General features: G+C 59.8%; 19 protein-coding genes. 10 read left to right on the top strand and 9 right to left on the bottom strand.

Translation table 11 applies throughout. The annotated features are described in order from the left end of the window. Positions 1-8 precede the first annotated feature (8 nt). Entirely contained in the window at positions 9-1,613 is a 1,605-nt protein-coding gene (locus CCX46_RS19475; protein ID WP_127928978.1) for a carboxyl transferase domain-containing protein, read from the bottom strand. A gap of 97 nt (positions 1,614-1,710) precedes the next feature. Continuing rightward, positions 1,711-2,874: an isovaleryl-CoA dehydrogenase gene (locus tag CCX46_RS19470; RefSeq protein ID WP_122590347.1), complete on the bottom strand. Its 1,164-nt coding sequence runs from the start codon at positions 2,872-2,874 to the stop codon at positions 1,711-1,713. A gap of 294 nt (positions 2,875-3,168) precedes the next feature. Here CCX46_RS19470 and CCX46_RS19465 point away from each other — a divergent pair, with 294 nt between their 5' ends. Continuing rightward, on the top strand, positions 3,169-4,866 hold the full coding sequence (locus tag CCX46_RS19465; RefSeq protein ID WP_127928977.1) for an AMP-binding protein: 1,698 nt from the start codon (positions 3,169-3,171) through the stop codon (positions 4,864-4,866). 668 nt (positions 4,867-5,534) lie between these two features. Here the strand turns inward: CCX46_RS19465 and CCX46_RS19460 are convergent. The 3 genes from CCX46_RS19460 to CCX46_RS19445 form a co-directional block, all read right to left on the bottom strand. Next, positions 5,535-6,434 (bottom strand): hydroxymethylglutaryl-CoA lyase, encoded by a 900-nt coding sequence (locus CCX46_RS19460; protein WP_127928976.1) that lies wholly within the window; start codon positions 6,432-6,434, stop codon positions 5,535-5,537. A 147-nt stretch (positions 6,435-6,581) separates the two neighbouring features. After that, positions 6,582-6,980 (bottom strand): MerR family transcriptional regulator, encoded by a 399-nt coding sequence (locus CCX46_RS19450; RefSeq protein WP_007917234.1) that lies wholly within the window; start codon positions 6,978-6,980, stop codon positions 6,582-6,584. Between the two features lie 204 nt (positions 6,981-7,184). Further along, a complete protein-coding gene (locus CCX46_RS19445) occupies positions 7,185-8,114 on the bottom strand; it encodes a LysR family transcriptional regulator (protein ID WP_016986544.1) in 930 nt (309 codons plus the stop codon). 157 nt (positions 8,115-8,271) lie between these two features. On the opposite strand from CCX46_RS19445, the gene CCX46_RS19440 reads away from it, so the two are divergent. After that, the gene (locus CCX46_RS19440) at positions 8,272-9,501 is read left to right on the top strand and encodes an acyl-CoA dehydrogenase (RefSeq protein WP_127928975.1); all 1,230 of its coding nucleotides are present in this window, start codon (positions 8,272-8,274) and stop codon (positions 9,499-9,501) included. A 119-nt stretch (positions 9,502-9,620) separates the two neighbouring features. On the opposite strand, the gene CCX46_RS19435 is transcribed toward CCX46_RS19440, so the two are convergent. Continuing rightward, a complete protein-coding gene (locus tag CCX46_RS19435; RefSeq protein WP_127928974.1) occupies positions 9,621-10,955 on the bottom strand; it encodes a substrate-binding domain-containing protein in 1,335 nt (444 codons plus the stop codon). Between the two features lie 191 nt (positions 10,956-11,146). Continuing rightward, entirely contained in the window at positions 11,147-11,959 is an 813-nt protein-coding gene (xthA, locus tag CCX46_RS19430) for an exodeoxyribonuclease III (protein WP_008082104.1), read from the bottom strand. A gap of 303 nt (positions 11,960-12,262) precedes the next feature. Here xthA and CCX46_RS19425 point away from each other — a divergent pair, with 303 nt between their 5' ends. The 8 genes from CCX46_RS19425 (at position 12,263) to CCX46_RS19390 (ending at position 24,897) form a co-directional block, all read left to right on the top strand. Next, the gene (locus CCX46_RS19425) at positions 12,263-12,913 is read left to right on the top strand and encodes a GNAT family N-acetyltransferase (protein ID WP_127928973.1); all 651 of its coding nucleotides are present in this window, start codon (positions 12,263-12,265) and stop codon (positions 12,911-12,913) included. 66 nt (positions 12,914-12,979) lie between these two features. Beyond that, entirely contained in the window at positions 12,980-14,707 is a 1,728-nt protein-coding gene (locus tag CCX46_RS19420) for an autotransporter assembly complex protein TamA (protein ID WP_127928972.1), read from the top strand. Next, positions 14,704-18,378 (top strand): translocation/assembly module TamB domain-containing protein, encoded by a 3,675-nt coding sequence (locus CCX46_RS19415; protein ID WP_127928971.1) that lies wholly within the window; start codon positions 14,704-14,706, stop codon positions 18,376-18,378. The genes CCX46_RS19420 and CCX46_RS19415 overlap by 4 nt, the downstream gene beginning before the upstream one ends. A gap of 118 nt (positions 18,379-18,496) precedes the next feature. Then, the gene (locus CCX46_RS19410; RefSeq protein WP_127928970.1) at positions 18,497-19,816 is read left to right on the top strand and encodes a hypothetical protein; all 1,320 of its coding nucleotides are present in this window, start codon (positions 18,497-18,499) and stop codon (positions 19,814-19,816) included. A 255-nt stretch (positions 19,817-20,071) separates the two neighbouring features. Then, positions 20,072-20,554, top strand: coding sequence for a MarR family winged helix-turn-helix transcriptional regulator (locus tag CCX46_RS19405; protein ID WP_095189882.1), 483 nt, complete (start codon positions 20,072-20,074; stop codon positions 20,552-20,554). Beyond that, positions 20,544-22,013, top strand: coding sequence for an efflux transporter outer membrane subunit (locus tag CCX46_RS19400; protein WP_127928969.1), 1,470 nt, complete (start codon positions 20,544-20,546; stop codon positions 22,011-22,013). The genes CCX46_RS19405 and CCX46_RS19400 overlap by 11 nt, the downstream gene beginning before the upstream one ends. Before the next feature lie 15 nt (positions 22,014-22,028). Then, complete coding sequence (locus CCX46_RS19395) at positions 22,029-23,231, top strand: HlyD family secretion protein (RefSeq protein ID WP_008082123.1); 1,203 nt, start codon at positions 22,029-22,031, stop codon at positions 23,229-23,231. Positions 23,232-23,367: 136 nt separating this feature from the next. After that, positions 23,368-24,897, top strand: coding sequence for a DHA2 family efflux MFS transporter permease subunit (locus CCX46_RS19390; RefSeq protein WP_127928968.1), 1,530 nt, complete (start codon positions 23,368-23,370; stop codon positions 24,895-24,897). Positions 24,898-25,078: 181 nt separating this feature from the next. Here CCX46_RS19390 and lpxH read toward each other — a convergent pair whose 3' ends face one another. Continuing rightward, a complete protein-coding gene (gene lpxH, locus CCX46_RS19385; RefSeq protein WP_127928967.1) occupies positions 25,079-25,825 on the bottom strand; it encodes a UDP-2,3-diacylglucosamine diphosphatase in 747 nt (248 codons plus the stop codon). Further along, on the bottom strand, positions 25,822-26,328 hold the full coding sequence (locus CCX46_RS19380; protein WP_095118204.1) for a peptidylprolyl isomerase: 507 nt from the start codon (positions 26,326-26,328) through the stop codon (positions 25,822-25,824). The genes lpxH and CCX46_RS19380 overlap by 4 nt, the downstream gene beginning before the upstream one ends. Positions 26,329-26,525: the final 197 nt, after the last annotated feature.

Below are 26,525 nucleotides of genomic sequence, written 5' to 3'. Positions count from 1 at the left end.
TCTCCCGATCACATCCGGAACACGCCGAAGCGGCTCGGTTCGATTGGCGCGTTCAACGACGCGGACAAGGCCAGGGCCAGCACATCGCGGGTCTGCGCCGGGTCGATGACGCCGTCGTCCCACAGCCGTGCGCTGGAATAGTAGGGGTGACCCTGCTCTTCGTACTGGTCGAGAATCGGTTGCTTGATCTCGGCTTCCTGCTCGGCACTGAACGCCTGACCGCTGCGCTCAGCCTGTTCGCGCTTGACCTGCACCAACACGCCAGCGGCCTGTTCGGCACCCATCACGCCGATCCGCGCGTTCGGCCACATCCACAGGAAGCGTGGATCATAGGCGCGCCCGCACATGCCGTAGTTGCCGGCGCCAAAGCTGCCGCCGATGATCACGGTGAATTTCGGCACTTTTGCGCAAGCAACGGCGGTTACCAGTTTTGCGCCGTGCTTGGCGATGCCGCCGGCCTCGTATTTCTGGCCGACCATGAAACCGGTGATGTTCTGCAAAAACAGCAGCGGAATGCCGCGCTGGCAAGCCAGTTCGATGAAGTGCGCGCCTTTCTGCGCGGCTTCGGCGAAGAGGATGCCGTTGTTGGCCAGAATCGCGATCGGGTAACCGTGCAGATGCGCGAAACCGCAGACCAGCGTGGTGCCGAACAGCGCTTTGAATTCATCGAACACCGAACCGTCGACCAGTCGCGCAATCACTTCGCGCACGTCGAACGGTTGCTTGGCATCAGCCGAAACCACACCGTATAACTCGTCGCCAGCGTACAGCGGCGCAATCGGTGCGCGCTGTTGCACTTCGCCGAGCTTGCGCCAGTTGAGATTGGCAACACTGCGGCGGGCGAGAGCGAGGGCATGTTCGTCGCTCTCGGCGTAATGGTCGGCGACCCCGGAAATCTTGCAGTGCACATCGGCACCGCCCAAGTCTTCGGCGCTGACCACTTCACCGGTCGCAGCTTTCACCAGTGGCGGGCCGGCGAGGAAAATCGTCGCCTGATTGCGCACCATGATTGCTTCGTCGGCCATCGCCGGCACATAAGCACCACCCGCAGTGCAGGAGCCCATGACCACAGCGATTTGCGGAATGCCCATCGCGCTCATGTTGGCCTGGTTGAAGAAGATCCGCCCGAAGTGCTCGCGGTCCGGGAACACTTCGTCCTGACGCGGCAGGTTGGCGCCACCGGAGTCCACCAGATAGATGCACGGCAGGCGATTCTGTTGAGCGATGGTCTGCGCGCGCAGGTGTTTTTTCACGGTCAGCGGGTAGTACGAACCGCCCTTAACTGTTGCGTCGTTGGCGACGATCATGCACTCGACGCCTTCGACACGACCGATCCCGGCGATCACACCAGCGGCGGGTACGTCTTCGCCGTAAACCGCGTGGGCGGCCAATTGGCTGATTTCCAGAAACGGCGAACCCGGATCAAGCAAGCGGTTGATGCGCTCCCGCGGCAGCAATTTGCCGCGCGAGGTGTGGCGCTCCTGAGCTTTCGCGCCGCCGCCTTGCGCCACTTGGGCGAGCAGGGTGTGCAGCGCGTCGACCTGTTTGAGCATCGCCGCGCTGTTGGTGGCGAATTCCGCCGAACGAGGATTGAGCTGAGTGTGCAGAATCATGGCTTACTCCGTAAGCAGCTACGAGTTGCAAGCTTGGAGCGGCAAGTTAAAGCGGTTCTCTTGCAGCTTGAAACTTGCGGCTCGCAGCTGACGAAATTCATTTCGTTTCGTTGAACAGTTCGCGACCGATCAGCATGCGCCGGATCTCACTGGTGCCGGCGCCGATTTCGTACAGCTTGGCGTCGCGCAGCAGGCGACCCGCCGGGAATTCGTTGATGTAACCGTTACCGCCGAGAATCTGGATCGCATCGAGGGCCATTTGTGTGGCGCGTTCGGCGGTGTAGAGGATCACGCCGGCGGCGTCCTTACGGGTGGTTTCGCCGCGTTCGCAGGCCTGGGCGACTGCATAGAGGTAGGCGCGGCTGGCGTTGAGTTGGGTGTACATGTCGGCGACTTTGCCCTGGATCAGCTGGAATTCGCCGATGCTCTGGCCGAACTGTTTGCGATCGTGGATGTACGGCACGATCAGATCCATGCACGACTGCATGATCCCTGTCGGGCCGCCGGAGAGAACCACGCGCTCATAATCGAGGCCGCTCATCAGCACTTTCACGCCGCCGTTGAGGACGCCGAGGATGTTTTCTTCCGGCACTTCGACGTCATCGAAGAACAGCTCGCAGGTGTTGGAGCCGCGCATGCCGAGCTTGTCGAATTTGTTGCTGCGGCTGAAGCCTTTCCAGTCGCGCTCGACGATGAAGGCGGTGATGCCGTGCGGGCCTTTTTCCAGGTCGGTCTTGGCGTAGATCACGTAAGTGTTGGCGTCAGGGCCGTTGGTGATCCAGGTTTTGCTGCCGTTGAGGACGAAGCGGTCGCCGCGTTTGTCGGCGCGCAGTTTCATCGAGACCACGTCGGAGCCGGCGTTTGGCTCGCTCATCGCCAGCGCGCCGACGTGTTCGCCGCTGATCAGTTTCGGCAGGTATTTGGTTTTTTGTTCATGGTTGCCGTTGCGGTTGATCTGGTTGACGCAGAGGTTGGAGTGCGCACCGTAGGACAGCGCTACAGAGGCCGAACCGCGGCTGATTTCCTCCATCGCCACCACGTGTGCCAGGTAACCCAGCCCAGCGCCGCCGTACTCTTCCGGCACAGTGATACCGAGCAGGCCCATGTCACCGAACTTGCGCCACATGTCGGCGGGGAACAGGTTGTCGCTGTCGATCTGCGCCGCGCGCGGGGCGATCTCCTTGGCGACAAAGGACTGAACCTGATCGCGCAGCATGTCGATGGTTTCACCGAGGGCGAAGTTCAGGGATGGATAGCTCATGGGTCACCTTTTGGCTTTTTTGTAGGGTGGGGAGGGCGGTCACTCGGCTCTCACCTTTACGTTAACGTAAGCCTGTGACGGATGGCTGTCAATCACCCTTTACGTTAACGTCAACTTGAGCGAGAGTAGGGGCAGTTCAAGATTGAAAGCTGATTGGTTTTTGTAGGAGTGAGCCTGCTCGCGATCGCGTTGTGTCAGTCGATGTAAATGTTGACTGATGGATCGAGATCGCGAGCAGGCTCACTCCTACAAGTGATCGTCGGCAACCCATAAATAAAGACAATAGGGGTCGTCATGGATCAACCCAGTGCAAACCCGCGGCGCAGCTACACCCGTGGTTCTCAGGACAAAGCCTTGCTGGCGATGACCATCGGGCAAAAGTTCGATCAGACTGTTGCGCAATACCCGGACGGTGAAGCGCTGGTGGTGCGCCATCAGCAGTTGCGCTACTCATGGCGGCAACTGGCCGATGCGGTAGACCTGCATGCCAGAGCGTTGCTCGCTTTGGGTTTGCAGGCCGGTGACCGCCTCGGTATCTGGGCACCGAATTGCGCGCAATGGTGCATCAGCCAATTCGCTACGGCGAAAATCGGCGTGATCCTGGTCAACATCAACCCGGCCTATCGCAGTTCCGAACTCGAATACGTGCTCAAGCAATCCGGCTGCCAATGGCTGGTCTGCGCCGGGGCATTCAAGTCCTCGAACTACCACGGCATGTTGCAAGGCCTGGTGCCGGAACTGGCCGAACAATCCATCGGCCAATTGCGCAGCGAGCGGTTGCCAGAGTTGCGCGGGGTGATCAGCCTCGACGCGCAGCCACCGTCAGGTTTCCTGCCGTGGTCGCAATTGTCCGACATGGCAACCAGTGTCTCTGAAGAACAACTACAAGAACGCAGTGACAGCCTGCACTTCGATCAAGCGGTCAACATTCAGTACACCTCCGGCACCACCGGTTTCCCCAAGGGCGCGACCCTCAGTCACTACAACATCCTCAACAACGGTTACATGGTCGGCGAAAGCATCGGCCTGACCCCGCGCGATCGCCTGGTGATCCCGGTGCCGCTGTATCACTGCTTCGGCATGGTCATGGGCAACCTCGGCTGCATCACCCACGGCAGCACGATGATTTACCCCAACGATGCCTTCGATCCATTGCTGACCCTGCAAACCGTCGCCGAAGAAAAGGCCACCGGCCTCTACGGCGTACCGACCATGTTCATCGCCATGCTCGACCAGCCGCAACGCGGCGAATTCGATCTGTCGAGCCTGCGCACCGGGATCATGGCCGGCGCGACCTGTCCGATCGAAGTGATGCGCCGGGTCATCAGCGAGATGCACATGAGCGAAGTGCAGATTGCGTATGGCATGACCGAAACCAGCCCGGTGTCGCTGCAAACCGGGCCGAACGATGAACTGGAGCTGCGCGTGACCACTGTCGGCCGCACCCAGCCACAACTGGAAAGCAAGATCATCGACGAGGTCGGCAACCTCGTGTCGCGCGGCACCATCGGCGAACTCTGCACCCGTGGTTACAGCGTGATGCTCGGCTACTGGAACAATCCGCAGGCCACCGCCGAAGCCATCGATGAGGCGGGCTGGATGCACACCGGCGACCTGGCGAGCATGAACGAGGAGGGTTACGTCAACATCGCCGGGCGTAACAAGGACATGATCATCCGTGGTGGCGAGAACGTTTATCCGCGTGAGCTGGAAGAGTTTTTCTTCACCCATCCGGCGGTGGCGGACGTGCAGGTGATCGGCATTCCGTGCTCGCGTTACGGCGAGGAGATTGTTGCCTGGATCAAGTTCCACTCCGGCCACAGCGCTTCCGAACTGGAACTGCAAACCTGGTGCAAGGAGCGCATCGCGCACTTCAAGACGCCACGGCACTTCAAGTTCGTTGAAGAGTTTCCGATGACGGTCACGGGCAAGATTCAGAAATTCCGCATGCGTGAAATAAGCATCGAAGAGCTACGCGAAAAGCACGCCTGACGAGGATTCAATGTGGGAGCGAGCCTGCTCGCGAATGCAGTGTGTCATTCAGGGCAGATGTGTCTGATACAACGCTTTCGCGAGCAGGCTCGCTCCCACAGGGGATACGCAGTGAAAACACAAATCACAGAAAGCACAAAGGGGAGCCGAAGCTCCCCTTTAATTTTGTCGTCGCGTGCTCTTTTTTATTATTGAGGGTCGGTCTGTTGTTGTTTTTGGCAACCGTGGCCCTTTACCGCTGTTTTTGGCGACCCCCATCCGGGGTCAAGAGCAAACGTATTTTTTTGAGCGCTGATCTGCTTTCTCGTTAAACGATCCAACCGATTCGGGAGCTACCTGAAGGTAGTTTTATTGTTCTCTGCCCGGTTGCGGGTCACTCCTGAGAGCACCCTGAAAAGCACACCTTCTCCAAAAAAATCTGTTAGCTGCGTCTCTGCCGTGTTGTTTTTGTTATGTCAGAGTCGGTACGTCTTGTTTTTATTGGTTTGCTGCTTTTTATTCTTGTTATGCCATAGAGATAGCAGAAGCCGTGCCAACTTTTAAAAATCCTTATAAATCAATGATTTGAGGATTTCAGCAAATTTTCACTCCAGCGAAACCAGACAATTTGTTTCCGTGTTACTCGCTTGAGCCCCACATTCCAGACTCAGCGGTAACACCTTTCCCCTTCACTGTGCGCTACGAGCCTTGGCCACGCGCGAACCGCTCGGGCGACCGAGCACCGCGCTGATCTGCTGACCCGCGGCAATCAAGGCGTCCAGATCGATTCCGGTCTTGATATCCAAGCCATTGAGCAGGTACACCACGTCTTCGGTGGCAACGTTACCGCTCGCGCCTTTGGCGTACGGGCAGCCGCCGAGGCCCGCGATAGAGCTATCGAATACCGAAATGCCTTCGAGCAGGCTGGCGTAGATATTGGCCATGGCCTGGCCGTAGGTGTCGTGGAAGTGCCCGGCGAGCTTGTCCCGTGGCACTTGCGCCGACACCACTTCGAACAAGCGGCGAGTTGCGCCAGCGGTGCCAGTGCCTATGGTGTCGCCCAGCGAAACCTCATAGCAGCCCATCGCATACAACTCGCGCGCGACCATCGCCACTTGTTCCGGCGCGACCGGGCCTTCATATGGGCAACCGAGCACGCAGGACACGTAACCGCGCACGGTAACGCCGTGCTGCTGCGCGGCTTCCATGATCGGCGCAAACCGCGCCAGGCTTTCGCTGATCGAGCAGTTGATGTTGCGTTGCGAGAAGGCTTCGGAGGCAGCGGCGAACACCGCGACTTCCTTGACCCCGGCAGCTATGGCGTCTTCGAAGCCGCGCAGGTTCGGCGCCAGTGCACCGTAGGTCACGCCGGGTTTGCGCTGGATCTGCGCGAACACCTCGGCAGAGCCGGCCATCTGCGGTACCCATTTGGGCGAAACGAAACTGCCGACTTCTATATAGCCAAGGCCGGCGGCGCTGAGCGCATCGACCAGTTGCACCTTGTCGGCGACGCTGATCGGTTGGGCTTCGTTCTGCAGGCCATCGCGCGGGCCGACTTCGATCAGGCGTACTTGGGAGGGGAGGGACATGGCGGTTGACCTGCTCTTTTGAATTCGTGGAGAACCCCTGTAGGAGTGAGCCTGCTCGCGATAGCGCAGTGTCAGTCAGCATTTATTTCGACTGACACACCGCTATCGCGAGCAGGCTCACTCCTACAAGGGGATTTGTGTTGTTGGCTAAATGGCCTGCTGGCTCTTGAGCGTCTGCTCCAACGCCTGCACGCAGCGCTCTTCAGCGGTATCAAGTTCCAGTTTCATCTGTTCGATATCCAGCAACTGCTGCTCCAGCTGCTCGCGGCGCTCAGTGATTTTCGCCAGCATGCTGTTGAGCTGTTTGGTGTTACCGCTGGAGGGGTCGTAAAGCTCGATCAGTTCGCGGCATTCGGCCAGCGAAAAACCGATGCGCTTGCCGCGCAGGATCAGCTTCAGGCTGACTTTGTCGCGCGGCGAATAGATGCGTTCCTGGCCTCGGCGCTCAGGACTGAGCAGGCCTTGCTCTTCATAAAAGCGGATCGCCCGGGTGGTGATGTCCAGCTCGCGGGCGAGGTCGGAGATGCTGTAAGTCTGGCTGCTCATGGAAGCGCTCGGAAAAAGGTCTTGGCGCTAAGCTAATGGCAGGTTGACGTTTACGTCAAGCGGGATGATTTGTGTTGTATTTGATGGCCCCTTCGCGAGCAGGCTCGCTCCCACAGTGGATCTGTGTTGAATACGGATTTGTGTTCGACCGAGAACCTGTGGGAGCGAGCCTGCTCGCGAAGAACGAAGACGCGGTAAAAAGCCCTACACCTTATCGAGCTTCTTCTCCTGCGCCGTCACCTGCTGGCACAACTCGATCATCTGCTCACGCATCCAGCGATTCGCCGGGTCCTGGTCAGTACTCTCATGCCAATACAGATGCGTCTCCACCGGCGGCACATCATTGACCGGCAGATTAAACGCCTGCAGTTCATGCCGACGGGCAAAGCGCTCCGGCACGGTCATGACCATGTCGGTCTGCTGCATCACTTGCGAGGCCATCAAATAATGCTGCGAACGCAGGGCGATCTTGCGCTGAATGCCCATTTTGCCCAGCGCCAGATCAACATAACCCAAACCACTGCGGCGGCTGGAAATGTGGATATGGGTCAGCGACAGATAGTCATCCAGCGATAGCTTTTCTTTGCCCGCCATCGGATGACCCTTGCGCATCGCGCAGACGTAACGGTCTTCCATCAGCTTGACGTGGCGCACCTGCGGGTCGGTGTTAAGCGGCGCATCGACGGCAAAATCCAGACGCCCGGCGGCCAGTTCCTTGGTGGTTTCCCGGCGTTTGGACAGAAAACTTTCGATGATCACCGTCGGCGCCAGACGGCGCAGGCGCTGGAACAGCGGCGGCAGAATCACCGCCTCGGTGAGGTCGGTCATGCTGATGCGGTAAGTCTTGACTGCTTGTGCCGGGTTGAAAATGCGGCTTTCCTGAACCGACACGCGCAGCAGCGACAGGGCGTTGCGCACCGGGCCGATGATGTTCTGCGCCATCGGCGTCGGCACCATGCCCTGCGCGGTGCGCACGAACAGCGGATCGTTAAAGGTCTCGCGCAACCGTGCCAATGCGTTGGATACCGCCGGCTGAGTGATGCCGACAATCTGCCCGGCGCGGGTCAGGTTGGCTTCGGTGTAGATCGCGTCGAAGACGATGAAAAGGTTGAGGTCGACCTTGCTCAGATTCATAACGCGGCTTCTCTTGTTTTTAAGGGCTGGCGATCACTGGATCATATATCGGTGATGAATGTTTATACACGCCGAGAATAGGCTAGGTAAATTATCAGCGCTGTTCTAGCATCGATTGCATGACTTAAACAACCTCTGCCCAAGAAGGTAATTGATCATGGATTTCGCTTATTCGCCCAAGGTGCAAGAACTGCGTGAGCGCGTGACCGCGTTCATGGACACTTACGTTTACCCGGCCGAGGCCGTGTTCGAGCGCCAGGTCTCCGAAGGCGATCGCTGGCAGCCGACGGCGATCATGGAAGAGCTCAAAGCCAAGGCCAAGGCCGAAGGCCTGTGGAATCTGTTTCTGCCGGAATCGGAGCTCGGTGCCGGTCTGACCAACCTCGAATACGCGCCACTGGCGGAAATCATGGGCCGCTCGCTGCTCGGGCCGGAGCCGTTCAACTGCTCGGCGCCAGACACCGGCAACATGGAAGTGCTGGTGCGCTACGCCAACGAAGAACAGAAACAACGCTGGCTCGAACCGTTGCTACGAGGCGAGATCCGCTCGGCGTTCGCCATGACCGAACCGGATGTGGCTTCCTCCGACGCTACCAACATGGCGGCCCGCGCCGTGCGTGATGGCGACGAGTGGGTGATCAACGGCAAAAAATGGTGGACCTCCGGCGCCTGCGATCCGCGCTGCAAGATCCTGATCTTCATGGGCCTGAGCAACCCCGATGCACCACGCCATGCCCAGCACTCGATGATCCTCGTGCCGGTCGACACTCCCGGCGTGAAGATCGTCCGTCCGTTGCCGGTATTCGGTTACGACGACGCGCCACACGGCCACGCCGAGGTGCTCTTCGACAATGTGCGCGTGCCGTACGAAAACGTTCTGCTCGGTGAAGGCCGCGGTTTCGAAATCGCTCAGGGTCGTCTTGGCCCAGGCCGGATTCACCACTGCATGCGCTCGATCGGCATGGCCGAGCGTGCATTGGAATTGATGTGCAAACGCGCGGTGAGCCGCACTGCCTTCGGTAAACCGCTGGCGCGTCTGGGCGGTAACGTCGACAAGATCGCCGACTCGCGGATGGAAATCGACATGGCACGTCTACTGACGTTGAAAGCCGCGTACATGATGGACACCGTCGGCAACAAAGTGGCGAAGAGCGAAATTGCGCAGATCAAAGTCGTCGCACCGAACGTCGCATTGCGGGTGATCGACCGGGCGATCCAGATGCATGGTGGAGCCGGTGTGTCGAACGATTTCCCGCTGGCCTACATGTACGCCATGCAACGTACTTTGCGCCTGGCCGACGGCCCGGACGAAGTGCACCGCGCGGCGATCGGCAAGTTCGAGATCGGCAAGTATGTGCCGAAGGAGATGCTGCGTAGCGAACGCTGATCCACCTGATCGTTCCCACGCTCTGCGTGGGAATGCATCCCGTGACGCTCTGCGTCACAGTGGACGCGGAGCGTCCATGGCGGCGTTACCACGCAGAGCGTGGGAACGATCGGGTAGGGCTAATACACCCAAACCTCAACCCGCCGATTCTTGATCCTGCCCTCATCCGCATTGTTCGCCGCCACCGGCATCAACGCACCAAAGCCGCGAACCTCGCGCAACACCACGCCGTTCTTCACCAACTCACGCCGCACCGCCATCGCCCGCAGCTTCGACAGCAGATCCGCCCGCGCCGGGTCATCCTTGGCATCACCAAACCCAACCAATGTCACCGCGCGCTCGGTCTTGTCGTGGCGCTTTATATAGTCGAACACTCGCGCCAGATCCTGACGCGCCTTGTTGTCGAGGTTCGCGCTGCCTTCTTCAAAACGGAAGTTCACCGTCAGACGCTGGGCGTGGCGGCTGAGGGATTGATAACCCTCGGGCATCAGCGCATTCGGCGCGACGCTCATGGCGTGCACGGTCTGACTGATGAACCCATTGGCGGCGACAATTGCCTGGCCCTGACGACTTTGCGCAAACGTCACCAAGGCCTGCGCCCATGGATTCTTGCTGTCGGGTGGCAGATAGAAGAACAAACGCCGCGACAGCGGATAGTCTTCTGTGGCAATCAGGCTGTTCAGCGGCAACATCGATTGCGACGCACCATCGGCAATGGCCACCGCTTTGGCCTGACGCACGTAAGGCAAACCGATGAAGCCGATGCCCTGAGGATCCGTACTGACTGCGTCGGACAATTGCTCGCTGGACTCAAACCTTTTCGCGTTGCTGCTCAGACTTTTCCCACGACGACTGAGGACCAACTCCTTAAACGTGTCGAACGTGCCGGACTGATCATCGCGTGCATATAAATGAATCGCACCGCCACGCCCGCCGAGGTCTTCCCAGGTTTTCACTTCGCCACTGAAGATCCGCGCCAGTTGCTCGGTGTCCAGTTGCTGGAGGGGATTATCGGGATGAAGGATGATCGCCAGGCCATCGATAGCGATGACTTGTTCGGCGGCAGGACTTTTCAGATCGCCCAGTGATTGCAAGGTCTGCAGCTCGCTGTCCTTGATCTCGCGGGAAGACGCGGCCAGATCGGCGCTGGCGTTTTTCAACGCAGTGAAACCGGTGCTGGAACCGTGGGCGGCGACTTCGACGACCACGCGTTTGCCTTGAGCGGTCTGGCCGACGATGCGCAGTTCGTTGGCGGTGTCCGGGGTTTCGCGGTGGATTTTCAGCAGACCCTGTTCTTGCAACAGGCCTTCGACCAGTGCCGGGCCGAGTTCGGCGCCGATGGTGTTGGAGCCTTGAATGCGCAGCGCCGGGCCGTTTTCAGGCAGGGGCAGGGCGGTGGCAGAAACCGACAGCCACGCACTCAAGAGAAAAACGCACAGAACACGCAGGGTCATGCCGGCACCGAATCAAGCCAAGGGGATTGCCGGGGAGATTAAGTCAGAAAAGTTACTTGGAGATGACAGCGATCTAAATGTGGGAGCGAGCCTGCTCGCGAAAGCGGTGTGTCAGTTACAAAAATGTTTCTGATACACCGCTTTCGCGAGCAGGCTCGCTCCCACAGGGGGGATTTCAGGCGATTCGAAGATCAGGCCAGTTCAAGCCAGATCGGCGCATGATCGGACGGTTTTTCCATCCCGCGCAATTCATAGTCGACACCCGCAGCCTTCACCCGCGGCAACAAACCATGCGACGCCAGAATCACATCGATGCGCAGCCCGCGCTTCGGTTCATCTTCAAAACCACGGCTGCGGTAGTCGAACCAGCTGAACATGTCGGTCACGTCCGGGTTCAAGTGGCGATAGCTGTCGGTCAGGCCCCAGTTCTTCAGGCGTGCCATCCACTCGCGCTCTTCCGGCAGGAAGCTGCATTTACCGGTTTTCAACCAGCGCTTCATGTTGTCCGGGCCGATGCCGATGTCGCAGTCTTCCGGGGAAATGTTCACATCGCCCATCACCACTACGGGCTGTTCATTGTGGAACTGGCTTTCCAGCAGCGCTTGCAGATCGCTGTAGAAACGCTGCTTGGCCGGGAATTTGGTCGGGTGGTCGCGGCTTTCGCCCTGTGGAAAGTAGCCGTTCATGATCGTTACCGGCACGCCATTGGCATCGGCGAAGGTGCCCCAGATAAAGCGGCGCTGGGCGTCTTCTTCATCGGTGGCGAAACCTTTGTGGATCGCAATCGGTTCCTGACGCGAAAGCATCGCTACGCCGTAGTGACCTTTCTGGCCGTGGAAATACACGTGGTAACCGAGGGCGCGGACTTCTTCGAGCGGGAACTGGTCGTCGTGGACTTTGGTTTCCTGCAGGCCGATGACGTCCGGCTGGTGTTTTTCGATCAGCGCTGCCAGCTGATGCGGACGGGCGCGCAGTCCGTTGATGTTGAAGGAAACGATCTTCATGGTCGGCAGTCCTAGCAAAAGGGCGATGCTAGCTGACATGTGGGATGGGGGCCAGTGTGGGGTGGGAGAAATCAATTTTGTCTGTGGGATTTGTGTTGTCAGCAATGGCGCCATCGCGAGCAGGCTCACTCCTACAGGGGGAACGCATTCCAAAATGTGGGAGCGAGCCTGCTCGCGAAGAGGCCAGCAAAATCGATGAAGATCCCGACTTGGTCTATACCTGTGGGGAACCACGCCACCCGCAAAAGGTTCGTACCACCAAGAGCGCCGCCATTTGAACGCGCCCCGGGGAGAATTACCGTCATGCCTGAAACCCAGACCGCCATCGCCGACATTCATATGCTCGACCGCGGCTATTCCCGCGAAGCCCGCTCGCTGCTTTATCAGGCGTATCGCCACGAGCCGACCTTCGGCTACCTGTTTGAAGCCGAACGCCCCGGTTACGAGCAACGTGTGCGGGCGACGGTGCGCGAACTGGTCAAGCAACACTTTCTGCAGGATCTGCCGGCCATCGGCCTGCTGGTCAACGATCGCCTGATCGGCATCGCCCTGATCGCGCCGCCACAACGCCGTTTGGGCATCACCGAAAGTTGGGCGTGGCGTTTGCGCATGGTGCTCAGCACCGGTTTCCGCTGCACCCGCCGCTATCTCGATTACCACGACGCCGTCGCCGCGTGTGTGCCCAGTGATTCGGTACACATGCTGCCGCTGCTGGGCATCCACCCACAATTTCAGGGCAAGCACTTTGGCGAGCAACTGCTGACCGCCGTACACAACTGGTGCGCGGTGGACGAAACCTCGCAGGGCGTGGTGCTCGACACCGGCAACCCACGCTATCTGGAATTCTATAAAAGGCAGGGTTACGAAGAGATCGGCGAAGTTGCCGTCGGCCCGGTGCGCGAACACGTGTTTTTCCACGCCAATCCGCAGGTGTTACAAACTGCAACAGCATGACAATCGAACTTCTTGGGAAATTTCCTGTTCTATCACGCTCCCAAGCCCGTGATAGCATCCGCGCCTATGAAGTTTCCAGGAAGATTTACCAGTGGCGTGCTCCTGCTGTTAACCAGCTGCGCGGCGCTGGCGCAAAGTGAATTGGATGTGCGGATCAAACCGTCCAACGATGAACTCAAGGCCAATATAGAAGGCTATATCGGCAGCCTCGGCGATCGTGACGAAGAAGCCCTGCAGCGCTTCAGTCGCGGTGCCGAAGAGCAGGCGCGCAAAGCGGCTCAGGCGTTGGGCTACTACCAGCCGCAGATCGAAAGTGACGTCAAGGGCGGCAAAAAACCGCGTCTGGTGCTGAACATCGATCCCGGCGAGCCGATTCGCCTGCGCAACGTCACCATTCGTGTCGACGGCCCGGCTGCCTCCCTCAAATCCTTTCGTGTACCGAAAAGTGACGTGCTCAAGTCCGGCGCGGTGCTCAATCATGGGCGTTACGAAGACGCCAAAAGACTTATTCAGAATCAGGCCTCGCGCTTCGGTTTCTTCAGTGGCCATTTCACCAGTCAGAAACTCCTGGTCGACCCGCGCGCCGGTGTCGCCGACGTCGAACTGATCTACGAAAGCGGCCCGCGTTATGCGCTGGGCAGAGTCAAATTCGAAGGCGACACGCCGTTCGACGAAGACCTGCTGCAACGCATGGTGCCGTTCAAGGAAGGCGAACCGTATGACTCCGAGCTGATCGCCGAGCTCAATCGCGATCTGCAATCGAGCGGTTATTTCGAAGGCATACGCGTCGATGCCGCACCGACCACCGCGAAGAACGACGTGATCCCGGTGGACGTCAAACTCGACACGCGCAAGCCCCGCACCATGGGTCTGGGCCTCGGTTATTCGACCGACGTCGGCCCGCGCATCAAAGCCAACTGGACCCGCCACTGGGTCAACCCGCAAGGCGACAGCTATGGCTGGGAAGCCGAACTCTCGGCGCCCCGACAAAACGTCGGGCTGTTCTACGACATCCCGCTCGACCCACCACTGACCGACAAACTACGTTGGGCCGGCGGTTATCAATTCGAAGACATCGACGGTTCCGACACGCTGAGCAAACTGCTGACCTTCGGCCCGGAATGGCACAGCAAGTTACCGAGTGGCTGGCAGCGGGTGATCTCGCTGAAATGGCAGCGCGAAGAATATGAACTCGGCGATGACTCCGGCCTGAGCACCTTGCTGATGCCCGGCATCAGTTACTCGTACCTGAAAAGCGACAACCGTATCGACCCGCACAATGGCTATCGCCTGAGCTTTGAAAGCAAAGTGGCGAAGGAAGGCTTGGGTTCTGACAACAACCTTCTATATGGCACGGCGTTGGTCAAAGGCCTGACCACGGTATTCGACAAACACCGCTTCCTCGGTCGCGTGCAGGTCGGCGGTAGCGCCACCAATGGCTACAACTCGATTCCGCCATCGCTGCGGTTCTTCGCAGGTGGCGATCAGAGCGTGCGCGGTTACGACTACCAGAGTCTGTCGCCGAAAAACTCCGATGGCGACCGAATCGGCGGCCGTTACATGGTCGCTGGCAGCGTCGAGTATCAATACTCGATCGCCGAAAAATGGCGCGTCGCGACTTTCGTCGATCAGGGCAACTCCTTCAACAAACTCGAACTGCCGAACCTCAAGACCGGGGTCGGTATTGGTGTGCGCTGGGTCTCGCCGGTCGGGCCGATCCGCCTCGATCTGGCCCACGCACTCGACGACGATGGCGGCATCCGGCTGCACTTTTCCATGGGGCCTGAGCTGTGAAGCGTGGTTTGAAAATTACGGCGCTGGCGTTGTTGGCGCTGGTGTTGTTGGTTGTATTGAGTGTCACCGCTGTGCTCGGCACGGCGGCCGGCAGCCGCTGGGTGCTGGGCCTCGTGCCGGGCTTGAGCGTGGAAAATTTCCAGGGTCGCCTAGGCGGGCAGTGGAGCGCCGATCATCTGCTGTGGCAGCAGGACAGCAGCCGCGTCGAACTGAACAAGGCAATCTTCGCCTGGTCGCCGCTGTGCCTGACGCGCATGACCCTGTGCATCGAACAGCTCAAGGCAGATCAGGTCATTCTGCAATTCCCGCCGAGTGAAGAAACCACTGAGAGCGGCCCGATCAAACTGCCGGATCTGCAATTGCCGGTGGCCATCGAGCTGGGCGACGTTCAGGTTGGCAGTCTGCTGTTCAACGGCAGCGAACAACTCAAGGGCTTGCAACTGGCGGCGCACTGGACCGCTCAGGGCATGCAGATCGACAGCGTGAAATTGCAGCGCGACGACCTCAGCCTGAACCTGTCTGGCACACTCACGCCGACCGGCAACTGGCCGCTGAACATCGCCGGAGACCTGACGTTGCCATCGCCGGGAACGGGGCCGTGGACACTGGCGTTGAAGATCGACGGCGACCTGTTGAAAACCCTCAACCTGCACGCCGACAGCGGGGGTTACCTTGACGGCCAGTTGAGCGGCGAACTGCAACCGCTGGCGGAAAACCTGCCGGCGAAAGTGCGCATCACCTCCGAGGCGTTCAAACCGAGCGCTGATTTACCGGACACCCTGCAACTCAATCAACTGGTGTTGACCGGCGAAGGCGACCTGAAAAACGGCTACCAGCTCAACGGCAACGCCACGCTGCCCGCCGACAAAGGCCCGGTGGCGCTGTTGCTCAAAGGTAAAGTCGACGCCAGCGGCGCGCAGATCGCCGGCCTTGATCTGACAGCCAACGACAAGCAAAGCCTGAAACTCACTGGCAGTGTCGATTGGAGCAAAGGCCTCACCGCGCAAGCCAATATCAACTGGCAGGATTTCCCGTGGCATCGGCTCTATAACGAAATCGACGAGCCACAAGTCGCCTTGCGTACGTTTACTGGCGAAGTCTCCTACACCGACGGCCAATACCTCGGCAACTTCGCCGCCGCAATGGATGGCCCGGCGGGTGCGTTTACCCTGAGCAGTCCGTTCAGCGGCAGCCTTAAACAGATCGCTTTGCCGCAATTGAAAATGGAAGCCGGGCAGGGCAAGGCGGAAGGTCACGTCAATGTGCAGTTCGCCGATGGCATCGCCTGGGACACGGCGCTGGAGCTGTCGGCACTGAACCCGGCGTACTGGGTCGCCGAGTTGCCGGGCACGTTAGCTGGACCGCTGAAAAGCCAAGGCGAAATGAAGAACGAGCGCCTGAGCCTCACCGCCGACCTCGACTTGAAAGGCAAACTGCGCGGGCAACCGGCAATCCTCCAGGCCAAGGCTGACGGCGCTGGCGAGCAGTGGAATCTCAACGCCCTGCAAATCCGTCTCGGCGACAACAGCATCAGTGGCAAGGGCAGCCTGCAACAGAAACTCACAGGGCAGATCGACATCAAACTGTCGCGTCTGGCCCAGCTCTGGCCGCAACTGCGCGGGCAGGTCACCGGTCAGGTCAATGTGGCCGGTACGCTGCAAGCGCCGCAGGGCAAACTCGGCCTGCAAGGTTCGCAATTGGCGTTTCAGGGCAATCGCCTGCAAAGCCTCAACCTCGACGCCACACTCGACAGCGCGCAACGGGCGAAGATCGATCTGAAAGGCGCTGGCATTCAGGCCGGTGACACCAACTTGGGCGTGTTGACCGCCAGCGCTCAGGGCGACATCAAGAGCCAGAAACTCAACCTCGACCTGATCGGGCCGAAGTTGAAATTGGCCCTTGGTCTGGACGGCAATCTGGACAAAGGCAACTGGCGCGGTCGTCTGGCCAGTGGCGACATTCAGGCCGGTGGCCAGGACTGGAAACTGCAAAACCCGGCCAGACTCGAACGTCTGGCCGACGGTAAAATCAACTTCGGTGCGCATTGCTGGATGTCCGGCAATGCCAGCCTGTGCGGTGAAGATCAGCGCCTGATGCCAGAGCCGAAACTGCGCTACCACCTCAAGCAATTCCCGATCGAAAGCCTCGCGCAATGGATGCCCAAAGACTTTGCCTGGCAAGGCAAGCTCAACGCCGATCTGCAACTGGATCTGCCGGCCAGCGGCCCCAATGGTGTGGTCAGTGTGGACGCCAGCGGCGGCACCTTGCGCATGAAGGAAAAGGATCAGTGGCTGGATTTCCCCTACCAGACGCTGAAACTCACCAGCAAACTCACGCCCAAGCGCGTCGACACCGAACTGAATTTCGTCGGCGGCAAACTCGGCGAACTGATGGTGCAGGCGCAGCTCAATCCACTGCCGAAAAACAAACCGCTGAGCGGCTCGTTCCGTCTCAGTGGGCTGGATTTGTCGGTGGCGCGGCCGTTTGTGCCGATGGTCGAGAAACTCACCGGGCGTCTGAACGGCAGCGGCACCATTTCCGGCGGATTGCTGGCGCCGCTGGTCAACGGCACCGTGCAACTCAGCGACGGCGAAGTGTCCGGCGCCGAGTTGCCGATGGAGCTGCAGAACCTGCAACTCACCGCCCTGATTGCCGGCGAATCGGTACGCCTCGACGGCGGCTGGAAAAGCGGCAAGAGCGGGCAGGGCAGCCTCAACGGTAACGTTGCCTGGGGTCAGGCGCTGGTGGTCGATCTGGCTTTGAAAGGCACACAATTGCCGGTCACCGTCGAGCCGTACGCGAAACTTGAAGTGGCGCCGGATCTGAAGATTTCCATGGCCGGCGACGAGCTGAAAATCGCCGGCAAAGTGCAGGTGCCCAAAGGTGAAATCACCGTGCGTGAGCTGCCGCCGTCAACGGTGAAAGTCTCCGATGACACGATCATCGTCGGTGCGCAGACCGAAGAGGGCAAACCGCCGATGGCGATGAAAATGGACATCGACGTGGTGGTCGGTGAAGACAAACTGGCCTTCGCCGGTTTTGGTCTGACCGCCAACGTGCAAGGTCATGTGCACATCGGCGACAACATGGATACCCGTGGCGAGCTGTGGCTCAACGACGGCCGCTACAGTGCCTACGGCCAGCGCCTGCAAGTGCGCCGTGCGCGTCTGTTGTTCGCCGGTCCCCTCGATCAGCCATATCTGGACATCGAAGCGATTCGCCAGACCGACGACGTGATCGCCGGTATTCGCCTGAGCGGCAGCGCCGAGCAGCCGACCACGCAGATCTTCTCGGAACCGGCGATGAGTCAGGAACAGGCGTTGTCCTATCTGGTCCTCGGTCGACCGCTGAGCACCAATGGCGAAGACAACAACATGCTCGCGCAAGCAGCGTTGGGTCTGGGCTTGATGGGCAGCTCCGGGGTCACCAGCAGTCTGGCCAAGGATCTGGGGATTCAGGATTTCCAGCTTGACACTGCAGGCAGCGGCGATGCCACCAGTGTTGTGGCCAGCGGCAATATTACCGAGAAGCTCAGTTTGCGTTATGGCGTTGGCGTGTTTGAACCGGCCAGCACCATCGCGCTGCGCTACAAGCTGAGCAAGAAGGTCTATGTCGAGGCGGCCAGTGGCGTCGCGAGTTCGCTGGATATTTTCTACAAGCGCGATTTCTAATGCGCGTTCCCCATAGCCGGGTCGCGTCGCTGCGATCCGGCTTTTGCAGAATGGATTAGACTCACCGCAACTTGAAAGCAGCGCGGTTGGCGGCTGCCCGAAGATAACGGGGGCGCAAATGGTCCGCTTGAGTATGGTCTTGCTCGGTCACGACTTTGTCCGCAAACGCTGGTCTGCGCTGGCGCTGACGGGCATTGTCTGGGGCGCGGCCGGTGTGGGCATCTTCATTGATGCGCTGGACGGCGTGCTGTATTTCCCGCTGCATCTCTTCGGCTATCTGTTGTTGCTCGAAGCGCTGATCCTGCTGCTGGTGCCGGCACCGCAAGCCGGGACCGCTGCGGCCCTGCGCAAAGCGCGAGGGTTGGCGTTTCTCTTGTTGGGACTGCTGATCGTCGACCGGCAACATGCTGCCGGGCTGATTCTGGCGGTGCTGTTTGGCGGGGCTTTTTTGCTCGATGGCGGTTTTCGGCTGGCGGCGGCGCTGGTGGTGCGCTTTGTCGGTTGGCAAGTGTCGCTGCTGGCGGGATTGTTCGAAATCGGCTTTGGCGTATTTATCCTTGAGCCGTATCCGACGCTGTACAAGGGCACGGTGCCGTTCTGCATTGGCATGAGCCTGTTTCTCTCGGGCTGTGCCTTGTTGCGCCAAGCGGTGCGCTTCAAAAACCAGCCGCCGCTGACAAGCCCTTTGTCGGTCAGTGCGCCGGCCAGCAGCGATGCGTTGGTGATTCACGTCTGGACCCCCAGCGGCACCGTCGACGACACCCTGGTGCGCAATCGCCTGCTCAACCGCTACATCGCGGCGGTCGATATCAACGGCGTTATCTCCGCCGGTCACGCGGCACTGGAATGTGGCCCGGACATTTACATCAGCCATTACCCGCAGGACGACATCGATCGCTCGGCGGGGGATTTTGTGCGCTTGCTGCGGGCTACGCCGAACAACGATGTTGCCGGCAGGTTTCTGCCTGACTATGCCGGCGAGGTGGCGGACTGGTGTCCGTCTTCGGTGCAGGTCAGTTTTGCCCGCTACGATGCCCGGCGACTCAGTGCGTTCTGGGCGGGCTATCGCCAGAGCAGCACGTACAACCTGACCAGTCGCAATTGTTCCAGCGCTGTTGCCCATAGTCTCGAAGCGGCCCTTGAAGGGGCGATGAACCGGGGGCATTCGAGCATGCTGGATTTTGCCCGGATCATCTTCAGCCCCGAGTTCTGGGTTGCCGCGCAAGTGCGCAAACGCGCCGAGGCGATGGCCTGGACGCCCGGACTGGTGCTCGATTATGCGCGAGCGTTGCATGCCGCCATCGAACCGGCACCGCCGGGCTGGCATAGCATTTATGCGGTGAGCAAGCGTGCGTTTGGGTATGTGGCCACTGCCTTGCGGGGGCGTGAGGTGCATCCTGTGCAGCCGCCACCCGTGCATCCTTCCGACGATTCCTGACCGAACTTACACCGAGTCGCGCCCTTCGCGAGCAAGCTCGCTCCCACAGGTTTTGTGTCGTTGCCAATATTTTCTGGCTGACGCAAGACCCTGTGGGAGCGAGCTTGCTCGCGAAGGCGTCAGCGCGGGCGCCACAAAAACCCAGTCCATTGGTCAACTAATTGCAAAGCAACCTAACTATTGCGTTGACATTCGCTGCCTAGGCAGTAACATCTCGACATACATTCACTGCCTAGGCAGTTATTAGGTGAGCAAATGAAGCATTTCACCCCGGACGAATTCAAACACTGCCATCTCGGCCTGTTGCTTGGCCGTGCTGCGCTGCTCAAGGACCGGATCATCGATACCCACATGGAACCCCACGGCATCACGGCCGCGCAGTTCAAGGTGTTGATCATCATGGCTCAGTTCGGCGTCGATACCCCGGCCGAGCTGTGCCGGCATCTGTCGCTCGACAGCGGTTCGATGACGCGCATGCTCGATCGTCTGGAGCAGAAAGGCTTTCTGGCTCGCCACCGCAGCGAAGGCGATCGCCGTCAGGTGCAGCTCAAGCTGACCGAACAAGGCCAGCAACTGGCCGATCGCCTGCCGCACATCGGCGCCGACGCGATGAATGAACTGGCCGGCGCCGTCACCCCGGACGAGTTGAAGACCCTGGAATACATCCTCAAGAAAATTCTGCTGGCAGCCGGTGACCCGATCACCATCCAGCGCTTAGGTGAACACAATGAGCGGTAAAACCTTGCGCAGCAGCCTGACCTTGGTGCTGTCCGCGATGATCCTCGCTGGCTGCGCCAACTACAGCGGCCTCGACACTTCGGGCGCGAGCCTTGATGCAAAAAGCCTCAACGCCAGCCAATCCCTCACCGGCGTGACCCTGTCGCCGGCCGCCTGGCCGAAGAGCGACTGGTGGACCAGCCTCGGCGATCCGCAACTCGACGGTTTGATTCGCGAAGCGCTGCACGACAGCCCGGACATGCAAATCGCCGAAGCCCGCGCGCATCAGGCCAGTGCCGCCGCGTATGCCGCCGATGCCGAACGTTATCCGACCCTCGACGCCAGCGCCGGCATCAGCCGTTCGCGTCTGGCCAAGGATCAGGACCCGCGAGGGCAGGGCGATGCCTACGCCACCGTGCGTAACGTCAGCGCCGGGTTCAATTACAACTTCGACCTCTGGGGCGGCCAGCGTGACGCCTGGGAAGCAGCACTCGGTCAGGCCCGCGCCGCTGAAGTTGATCGTCAGGCTGCACAACTGACCCTCGCCGCCGACGTCGCTCGCGCTTACAGCGATCTCGGTCAGGCACACATCGTTTATGACCTGGCGAACGAAGACCTCAAACGCACCAGACAAATGCTCGACCTGAGCCAGCGTCGCCTGAGTTCCGGGATCGACAGTCAGTACCAGTTCCAGCAAACGCAAAGTCTGGAAGCCAGTTCCGAAGCCAGCCTGATTGACGCAGAAAAACGCTTGAACAGCGCCAAGATCGCCTTGGCCGTACTGCTCGGCAAAGGCCCGGATCGCGGCAACGAAATCGCCCGACCGAAAGTCCTGCAAGCCAGCGCTGTCGCCGTGCCGTCGGTATTGCCGGCGGAACTGCTCGGTCGTCGCCCGGATCTGGTCGCCGCCCGTTGGCGCGTCGAAGCGGCGAGCAAAGACATCGACTCGGCGAAAACCCGCTTCTATCCCAACTTGAACCTGTCGGCCTCGGCCGGTGCCGAGTCTTTGTTGGGTGACGCGATGTTCGGTTCGGCCAGTCGCTTCTTCAACATTGCCCCGACCATTTCGGTGCCGATCTTCGACGGCGGACGCCTGCGCGCCAACCTCGATGCGCGCGACGCCGATTACGACCTGGCGGTGGCGCAGTACAACAAAAGTCTGGTGAAAGCACTGGGCGATGTCAGCGACACGATCAACCAGTTGCGTGACATCGGCCGGCAGATCGGTGCGCAGCAACACGCCACCGACATCGCTCAGGACTCTTACAACACCGTCGTCCAGCGTTACGGTTCCGGCATCGGCAACTACCTGGACGTGCTCAGCATCGAGCAGCAATTGCTGCAGGCCCAGCGTCAATTGGCCACCCTCAATGCCGAGCAGATCGACCTGTCGATTCAACTGATGCAAGCGCTGGGCGGCGGCTTCCAGGGGCAAACCCTGACCGCAGCCAACGCCAGCCCAGCCACGCCGCACAACTAATTCAAGGTAATTGTCATGGCCACTGCCGAAAACACCCAAGCTCAAGGCAACACCCCGGACACCGGCAACCCGCGCAAGCGCAAAGTCATGCTGCTGGTGCTCGCCGTTGTGGTTGCACTCGCCTGCGCCGGCGTCTGGGCGTATCACGAATTCATCGGGCGCTTTAACGAAAGCACCGACGACGCCTACGTCAACGGTAACGTCGTGGAAATCACCCCACTGGTGACCGGCACCGTGGTCAGCATCGGTGCGGACGATGGCGATCTGGTTCACGAAGGTCAGGTGCTGATCAACTTCGACCCGAACGACGCTGAAGTCGGCCTGCAAAGTGCGCAGGCGAAACTGGCGCGAACTGTGCGTCAGGTGCGCGGCTTGTACAGCAATGTTGATGGCATGAAAGCCCAGGTCAACGCGCAACAGGCCGAAGTGCAGAAAGCCCAGGACAACTACAACCGCCGGAAAAACCTGGCGCAGGGCGGGGCGATTTCCCAGGAAGAACTGTCCCACGCTCGCGACGACCTGACCTCGGCGCAAAACGCCCTGGCCAACGCCAAACAGCAGTTGAAAACCACCAGCGCGCTGGTCGATGACACCGTGGTCTCGTCGCATCCGGATGTGATGTCCGCCGCCGCCGACCTGCGTCAGGCTTACCTGACCAATGCCCGCAGCACCTTGATCGCGCCGGTCACCGGTTACGTGGCCAAACGCACCGTGCAGCTCGGTCAGCGCGTGCAGCCGGGCACGGCGTTGATGGCAGTGATTCCGCTGGATCAGCTGTGGATCGACGCCAACTTCAAGGAAACCCAGTTGCGTGACATGCGCATCGGTCAGCCGGTCGACATCGAATCCGATATCTACGGCAGCGATGTGAAGTACAGCGGCACCGTCGACAGCCTCGGCGCCGGTACCGGCAGCGCGTTTGCTCTGCTGCCTGCGCAGAACGCTACCGGTAACTGGATCAAGATTGTGCAGCGTGTACCGGTGCGGATTCACATCAACGCCGAAGAACTGGCCAAGCACCCGCTGCGCGTCGGTCTGTCGACCAATGTTGAAGTGAACCTGCACGACCAGAGCGGTCCGGTGCTGGCGCAGCAGCCGCCGCAAAAAGCCTCGTTCAGCACCAACGTCTACGACCGTCAACTGGCCGAAGCCGACGCGATGATTGCGCAGCTGATCCACGACAACAGCGCTGCGGTCAGCAAAACCGCGCAACGCTGATCCCTCACCCTGTGGGAGCGAGCCTGCTCGCGAAAGCGGTGTGTCATTCAGCATTTATTTGTCTGAAAGGCCGCCTTCGCGAGCAGGCTCGCTCCCACAAAGGGCCCGGCGCTAATCAGGTTTCATAGGATTCACAATGAGCAATAACGCCTCTTTCACGCCGCCCAGCCTGTTGCTCAGCACCATCGGCCTGTCGCTGGCGACGTTCATGCAAGTGCTCGACACGACCATCGCCAACGTGGCGCTGCCGACGATTTCCGGCAACCTCGGGGTGAGCTCGGAGCAGGGCACCTGGGTGATCACTTCGTTCGCCGTGAGCAACGCCATTGCGCTGCCACTGACCGGTTGGCTTAGCCGTCGGTTCGGCGAGGTGAAGCTGTTTCTCTGGGCCACGATTCTGTTCGTGCTGGCCTCGTTTCTCTGCGGTATCTCGACGTCGATGCCGGAACTGATTGGCTTCCGCGTCCTGCAAGGTCTGGTGGCCGGGCCGTTGTATCCGATGACGCAAACACTGCTGATCGCGGTCTATCCGCCCGCCAGGCGAGGCATGGCCCTGGCGTTGCTGGCGATGGTCACGGTGGTCGCGCCGATTGCCGGGCCGATTCTTGGCGGCTGGATTACTGACAGTTACAGCTGGCCGTGGATCTTCTTCATCAACGTGCCGATCGGCATCTTTGCGGTGATGGTGGTGCGTTCGCAACTGGCCAAGCGTCCGGTGGAAACCAGCCGTCAACCGATGGATTACGTCGGTCTGATCACGCTGATCATTGGTGTCGGCGCGTTGCAGGTGATCCTCGACAAGGGCAATGATCTGGATTGGTTCGAGTCGAACTTCATCATCATCGGCGCGGCGATTTCGGTGATTGCGCTGGCGGTATTCGTTATCTGGGAAATGACCGACCAGCATCCGGTGGTCAACCTGCGATTGTTTGCGCACCGTAACTTCCGCATCGGCACGTTGGTGTTGGTGCTGGGTTACGCCGGGTTCTTTGGCATCAACCTGATCCTGCCGCAGTGGTTGCAGACGCAGATGGGTTACACCGCGACCTGGGCCGGTCTGGCCGTGGCGCCGATCGGCATTCTGCCGGTGCTGCTGTCGCCGTTTGTCGGCAAGTACGCGAACAAGTTCGACCTGCGTTTACTGGCCGGGCTGGCGTTTCTGGCGATTGGTCTGAGTTGCTTCATGCGGGCCGGATTCACCAATGAGGTGGACTTCCAGCACATCGCGTTGGTGCAGTTGTTCATGGGCATTGGTGTGGCGCTGTTCTTTATGCCGACCTTGAGCATTCTGATGTCCGACTTGCCGCCGAGTCAGATTGCCGATGGCGCGGGTCTGGCGACTTTTCTGCGGACGCTGGGCGGTAGCTTTGCGGCATCGCTGACCACGTGGATCTGGATTCGTCGGGCGGATCAGCATCATGCGTATATGAGTGAGAGCATCAGTACCTTCGAGCCGGCGACTCGCGAGACCTTGCATTCTTTGGGTGGGGCGAGCCAGTCGGCGTATGCGCAGATGGATCAGATTCTCACCAGCCAGGCGTACATGCTTTCCACCGTGGATTACTTCACGTTGCTGGGCTGGGGGTTTATGGGGTTGATTCTGATTGTGTGGCTGGCGAAGCCGCCGTTTGCTGCCAAGGCGGGGCCTGCGGCTTCAGGACATTAAGGTCAAAAGCCCCCTCACCCTAACCCTCTCCCGGAGGGAGAGGGGACTGACCGTGGTGGATGTTCGAGGTACACCGACTTGCAATACCGAGCCGAACTCAGGTTTTGAAAAGCACAGAGATCGGCTCCCTTTCCCCCTCGCCCCCCTGGGGGATAGGGCTGGGGTGAGGGGGGAGCGATCTTCAGCCGTGCGGCAAAGCCAGTGGCGGGGCGAAGTCGAACGGCGCCAGGGCATACCCGCTCTCATCCACCTGCAACGCCCAACCCTGCCGATCCCAATCCCCGAGCACAATGCGCTTCGTCGCTTGCTCACCGAGCTGCAGCTTATGGATCGCCGGGCGATGAGTGTGCCCGTGAATCAGGGTTTTCACCCCATATTCCTGCATGATCCGCGGAATCTCCTCCGGCGTGACATCGACAATGTCATTGGCCTTCATCCGCGTTTGTGCCTTGCTTTCGCTGCGCAGTTTGCGCGCCAGTTTATGGCGGCTGCTCAAAGGCAGATTGCGCAGGATAAACAGGGTGATCGGATTACGCAGATAACGCCGCAGCTTCATATAGCCGACGTCGCGGGTACAGAGGCTGTCGCCGTGCATCAACAGCACCGGCTCGCCATAGAACTGCACGACACTCGGGTCCTTCAACAACGTACAGCCGGCCTGCTTGCAGAAGGCCTTGCCGAGCATGAAGTCGCGATTGCCGTGCATCAGAAAAATCGCCGTGCCGCTGTCGCTGAGTTCGCGCAGGGCCTGGCAGATGGAACGCTGGAAGGGCGTCATGGCGTCGTCGCCAATCCACGCTTCGAAGAAGTCGCCGAGAATGTACAACGCACTCGCCGAGCGGGCGCGTCCGGCGAGCAAATCCAGAAACGCCCGGGTAATGTCCGGGCGCTCCTCTTCCAGATGCAAGTCTGAAATCAGCAATATCACGCTTCGATGATCTCGGCTTTCTCGATGATCACGTCGTCTGCGGGTACGTCCTGGTGGCCGGCCTTGGAAGTGGTCGAAACACCTTTGATCTTGTCGACAACGTCGGTGCCGGCGGTCACTTTACCGAATACCGCGTAGCCCCAGCCTTGCACGTTCTTGCCGCTGTGGTTGAGGAAGGTGTTGTCGGCAACGTTGATGAAGAATTGCGCGGATGCCGAATGCGGCTCCATGGTGCGGGCCATGGCAACGGTGTATTTCTCGTTGGAAAGACCGTTGTCAGCTTCGTTCTGGATGCTTGGACGCTTGTCTTTCTTTTCTTTCATGCCTGGCTCGAAACCGCCGCCCTGGATCATGAAGTTACCGATGACGCGGTGGAAAACGGTGTTTTCGTAGTGACCGGCGTTGACGTATTCGATGAAGTTGGCGACGGTGATCGGCGCCTTTTCAGCGTTCAGTTCGATGACGATGTCGCCATGATTGGTGGTCAATTTAACTTGAGTCATGATCGCTACTCTTTATAAGGAATTCGTGGGTAATGGGACATTTCGGCCCGTTACCGGTTCAGCCCGTGGGCCAAGGTGCGCAGTTTAGCGTGACAGGCGCGAATTTCGAGGCTGTTTTTTGAAATCAGGTGCATTAAACGCACCTGATTTAAGGCCGTGCTCTGTCAGCCCCTTGACAGCATCGGCTATGATAGCGG

Source organism: Pseudomonas sp. RU47 (assembly GCF_004011755.1).
Classification (GTDB): Bacteria; Pseudomonadota; Gammaproteobacteria; order Pseudomonadales; family Pseudomonadaceae; genus Aquipseudomonas.
Note: the sequence above shows the minus strand (reverse complement) of the source record. Positions and strands in the feature narration are given on the sequence as shown.

Bases quoted from the DNA above. Each gene is read 5' to 3' on its own strand.
- CCX46_RS19475 (WP_127928978.1), bottom strand. From the start codon at position 1,613: ATGATTCTGCACACTCAGCTCAATCCTCGTTCGGCGGAATTCGCCACC.
- CCX46_RS19400 (WP_127928969.1), top strand. From the start codon at position 20,544: ATGAGCGGTAAAACCTTGCGCAGCAGCCTGACCTTGGTGCTGTCCGCG.
- CCX46_RS19440 (WP_127928975.1), top strand. From the start codon at position 8,272: ATGGATTTCGCTTATTCGCCCAAGGTGCAAGAACTGCGTGAGCGCGTG.
- CCX46_RS19465 (WP_127928977.1), top strand. From the start codon at position 3,169: ATGGATCAACCCAGTGCAAACCCGCGGCGCAGCTACACCCGTGGTTCT.
- CCX46_RS19425 (WP_127928973.1), top strand. From the start codon at position 12,263: ATGCCTGAAACCCAGACCGCCATCGCCGACATTCATATGCTCGACCGC.
- CCX46_RS19390 (WP_127928968.1), top strand. From the start codon at position 23,368: ATGAGCAATAACGCCTCTTTCACGCCGCCCAGCCTGTTGCTCAGCACC.
- CCX46_RS19395 (WP_008082123.1), top strand. From the start codon at position 22,029: ATGGCCACTGCCGAAAACACCCAAGCTCAAGGCAACACCCCGGACACC.
- CCX46_RS19380 (WP_095118204.1), bottom strand. From the start codon at position 26,328: ATGACTCAAGTTAAATTGACCACCAATCATGGCGACATCGTCATCGAA.
- CCX46_RS19445 (WP_016986544.1), bottom strand. From the start codon at position 8,114: ATGAATCTGAGCAAGGTCGACCTCAACCTTTTCATCGTCTTCGACGCG.
- xthA (WP_008082104.1), bottom strand. From the start codon at position 11,959: ATGAAGATCGTTTCCTTCAACATCAACGGACTGCGCGCCCGTCCGCAT.
- CCX46_RS19470 (WP_122590347.1), bottom strand. From the start codon at position 2,874: ATGAGCTATCCATCCCTGAACTTCGCCCTCGGTGAAACCATCGACATG.
- CCX46_RS19410 (WP_127928970.1), top strand. From the start codon at position 18,497: ATGGTCCGCTTGAGTATGGTCTTGCTCGGTCACGACTTTGTCCGCAAA.
- CCX46_RS19435 (WP_127928974.1), bottom strand. From the start codon at position 10,955: ATGACCCTGCGTGTTCTGTGCGTTTTTCTCTTGAGTGCGTGGCTGTCG.
- CCX46_RS19460 (WP_127928976.1), bottom strand. From the start codon at position 6,434: ATGTCCCTCCCCTCCCAAGTACGCCTGATCGAAGTCGGCCCGCGCGAT.
- CCX46_RS19420 (WP_127928972.1), top strand. From the start codon at position 12,980: ATGAAGTTTCCAGGAAGATTTACCAGTGGCGTGCTCCTGCTGTTAACC.
- CCX46_RS19450 (WP_007917234.1), bottom strand. From the start codon at position 6,980: ATGAGCAGCCAGACTTACAGCATCTCCGACCTCGCCCGCGAGCTGGAC.
- CCX46_RS19405 (WP_095189882.1), top strand. From the start codon at position 20,072: ATGAAGCATTTCACCCCGGACGAATTCAAACACTGCCATCTCGGCCTG.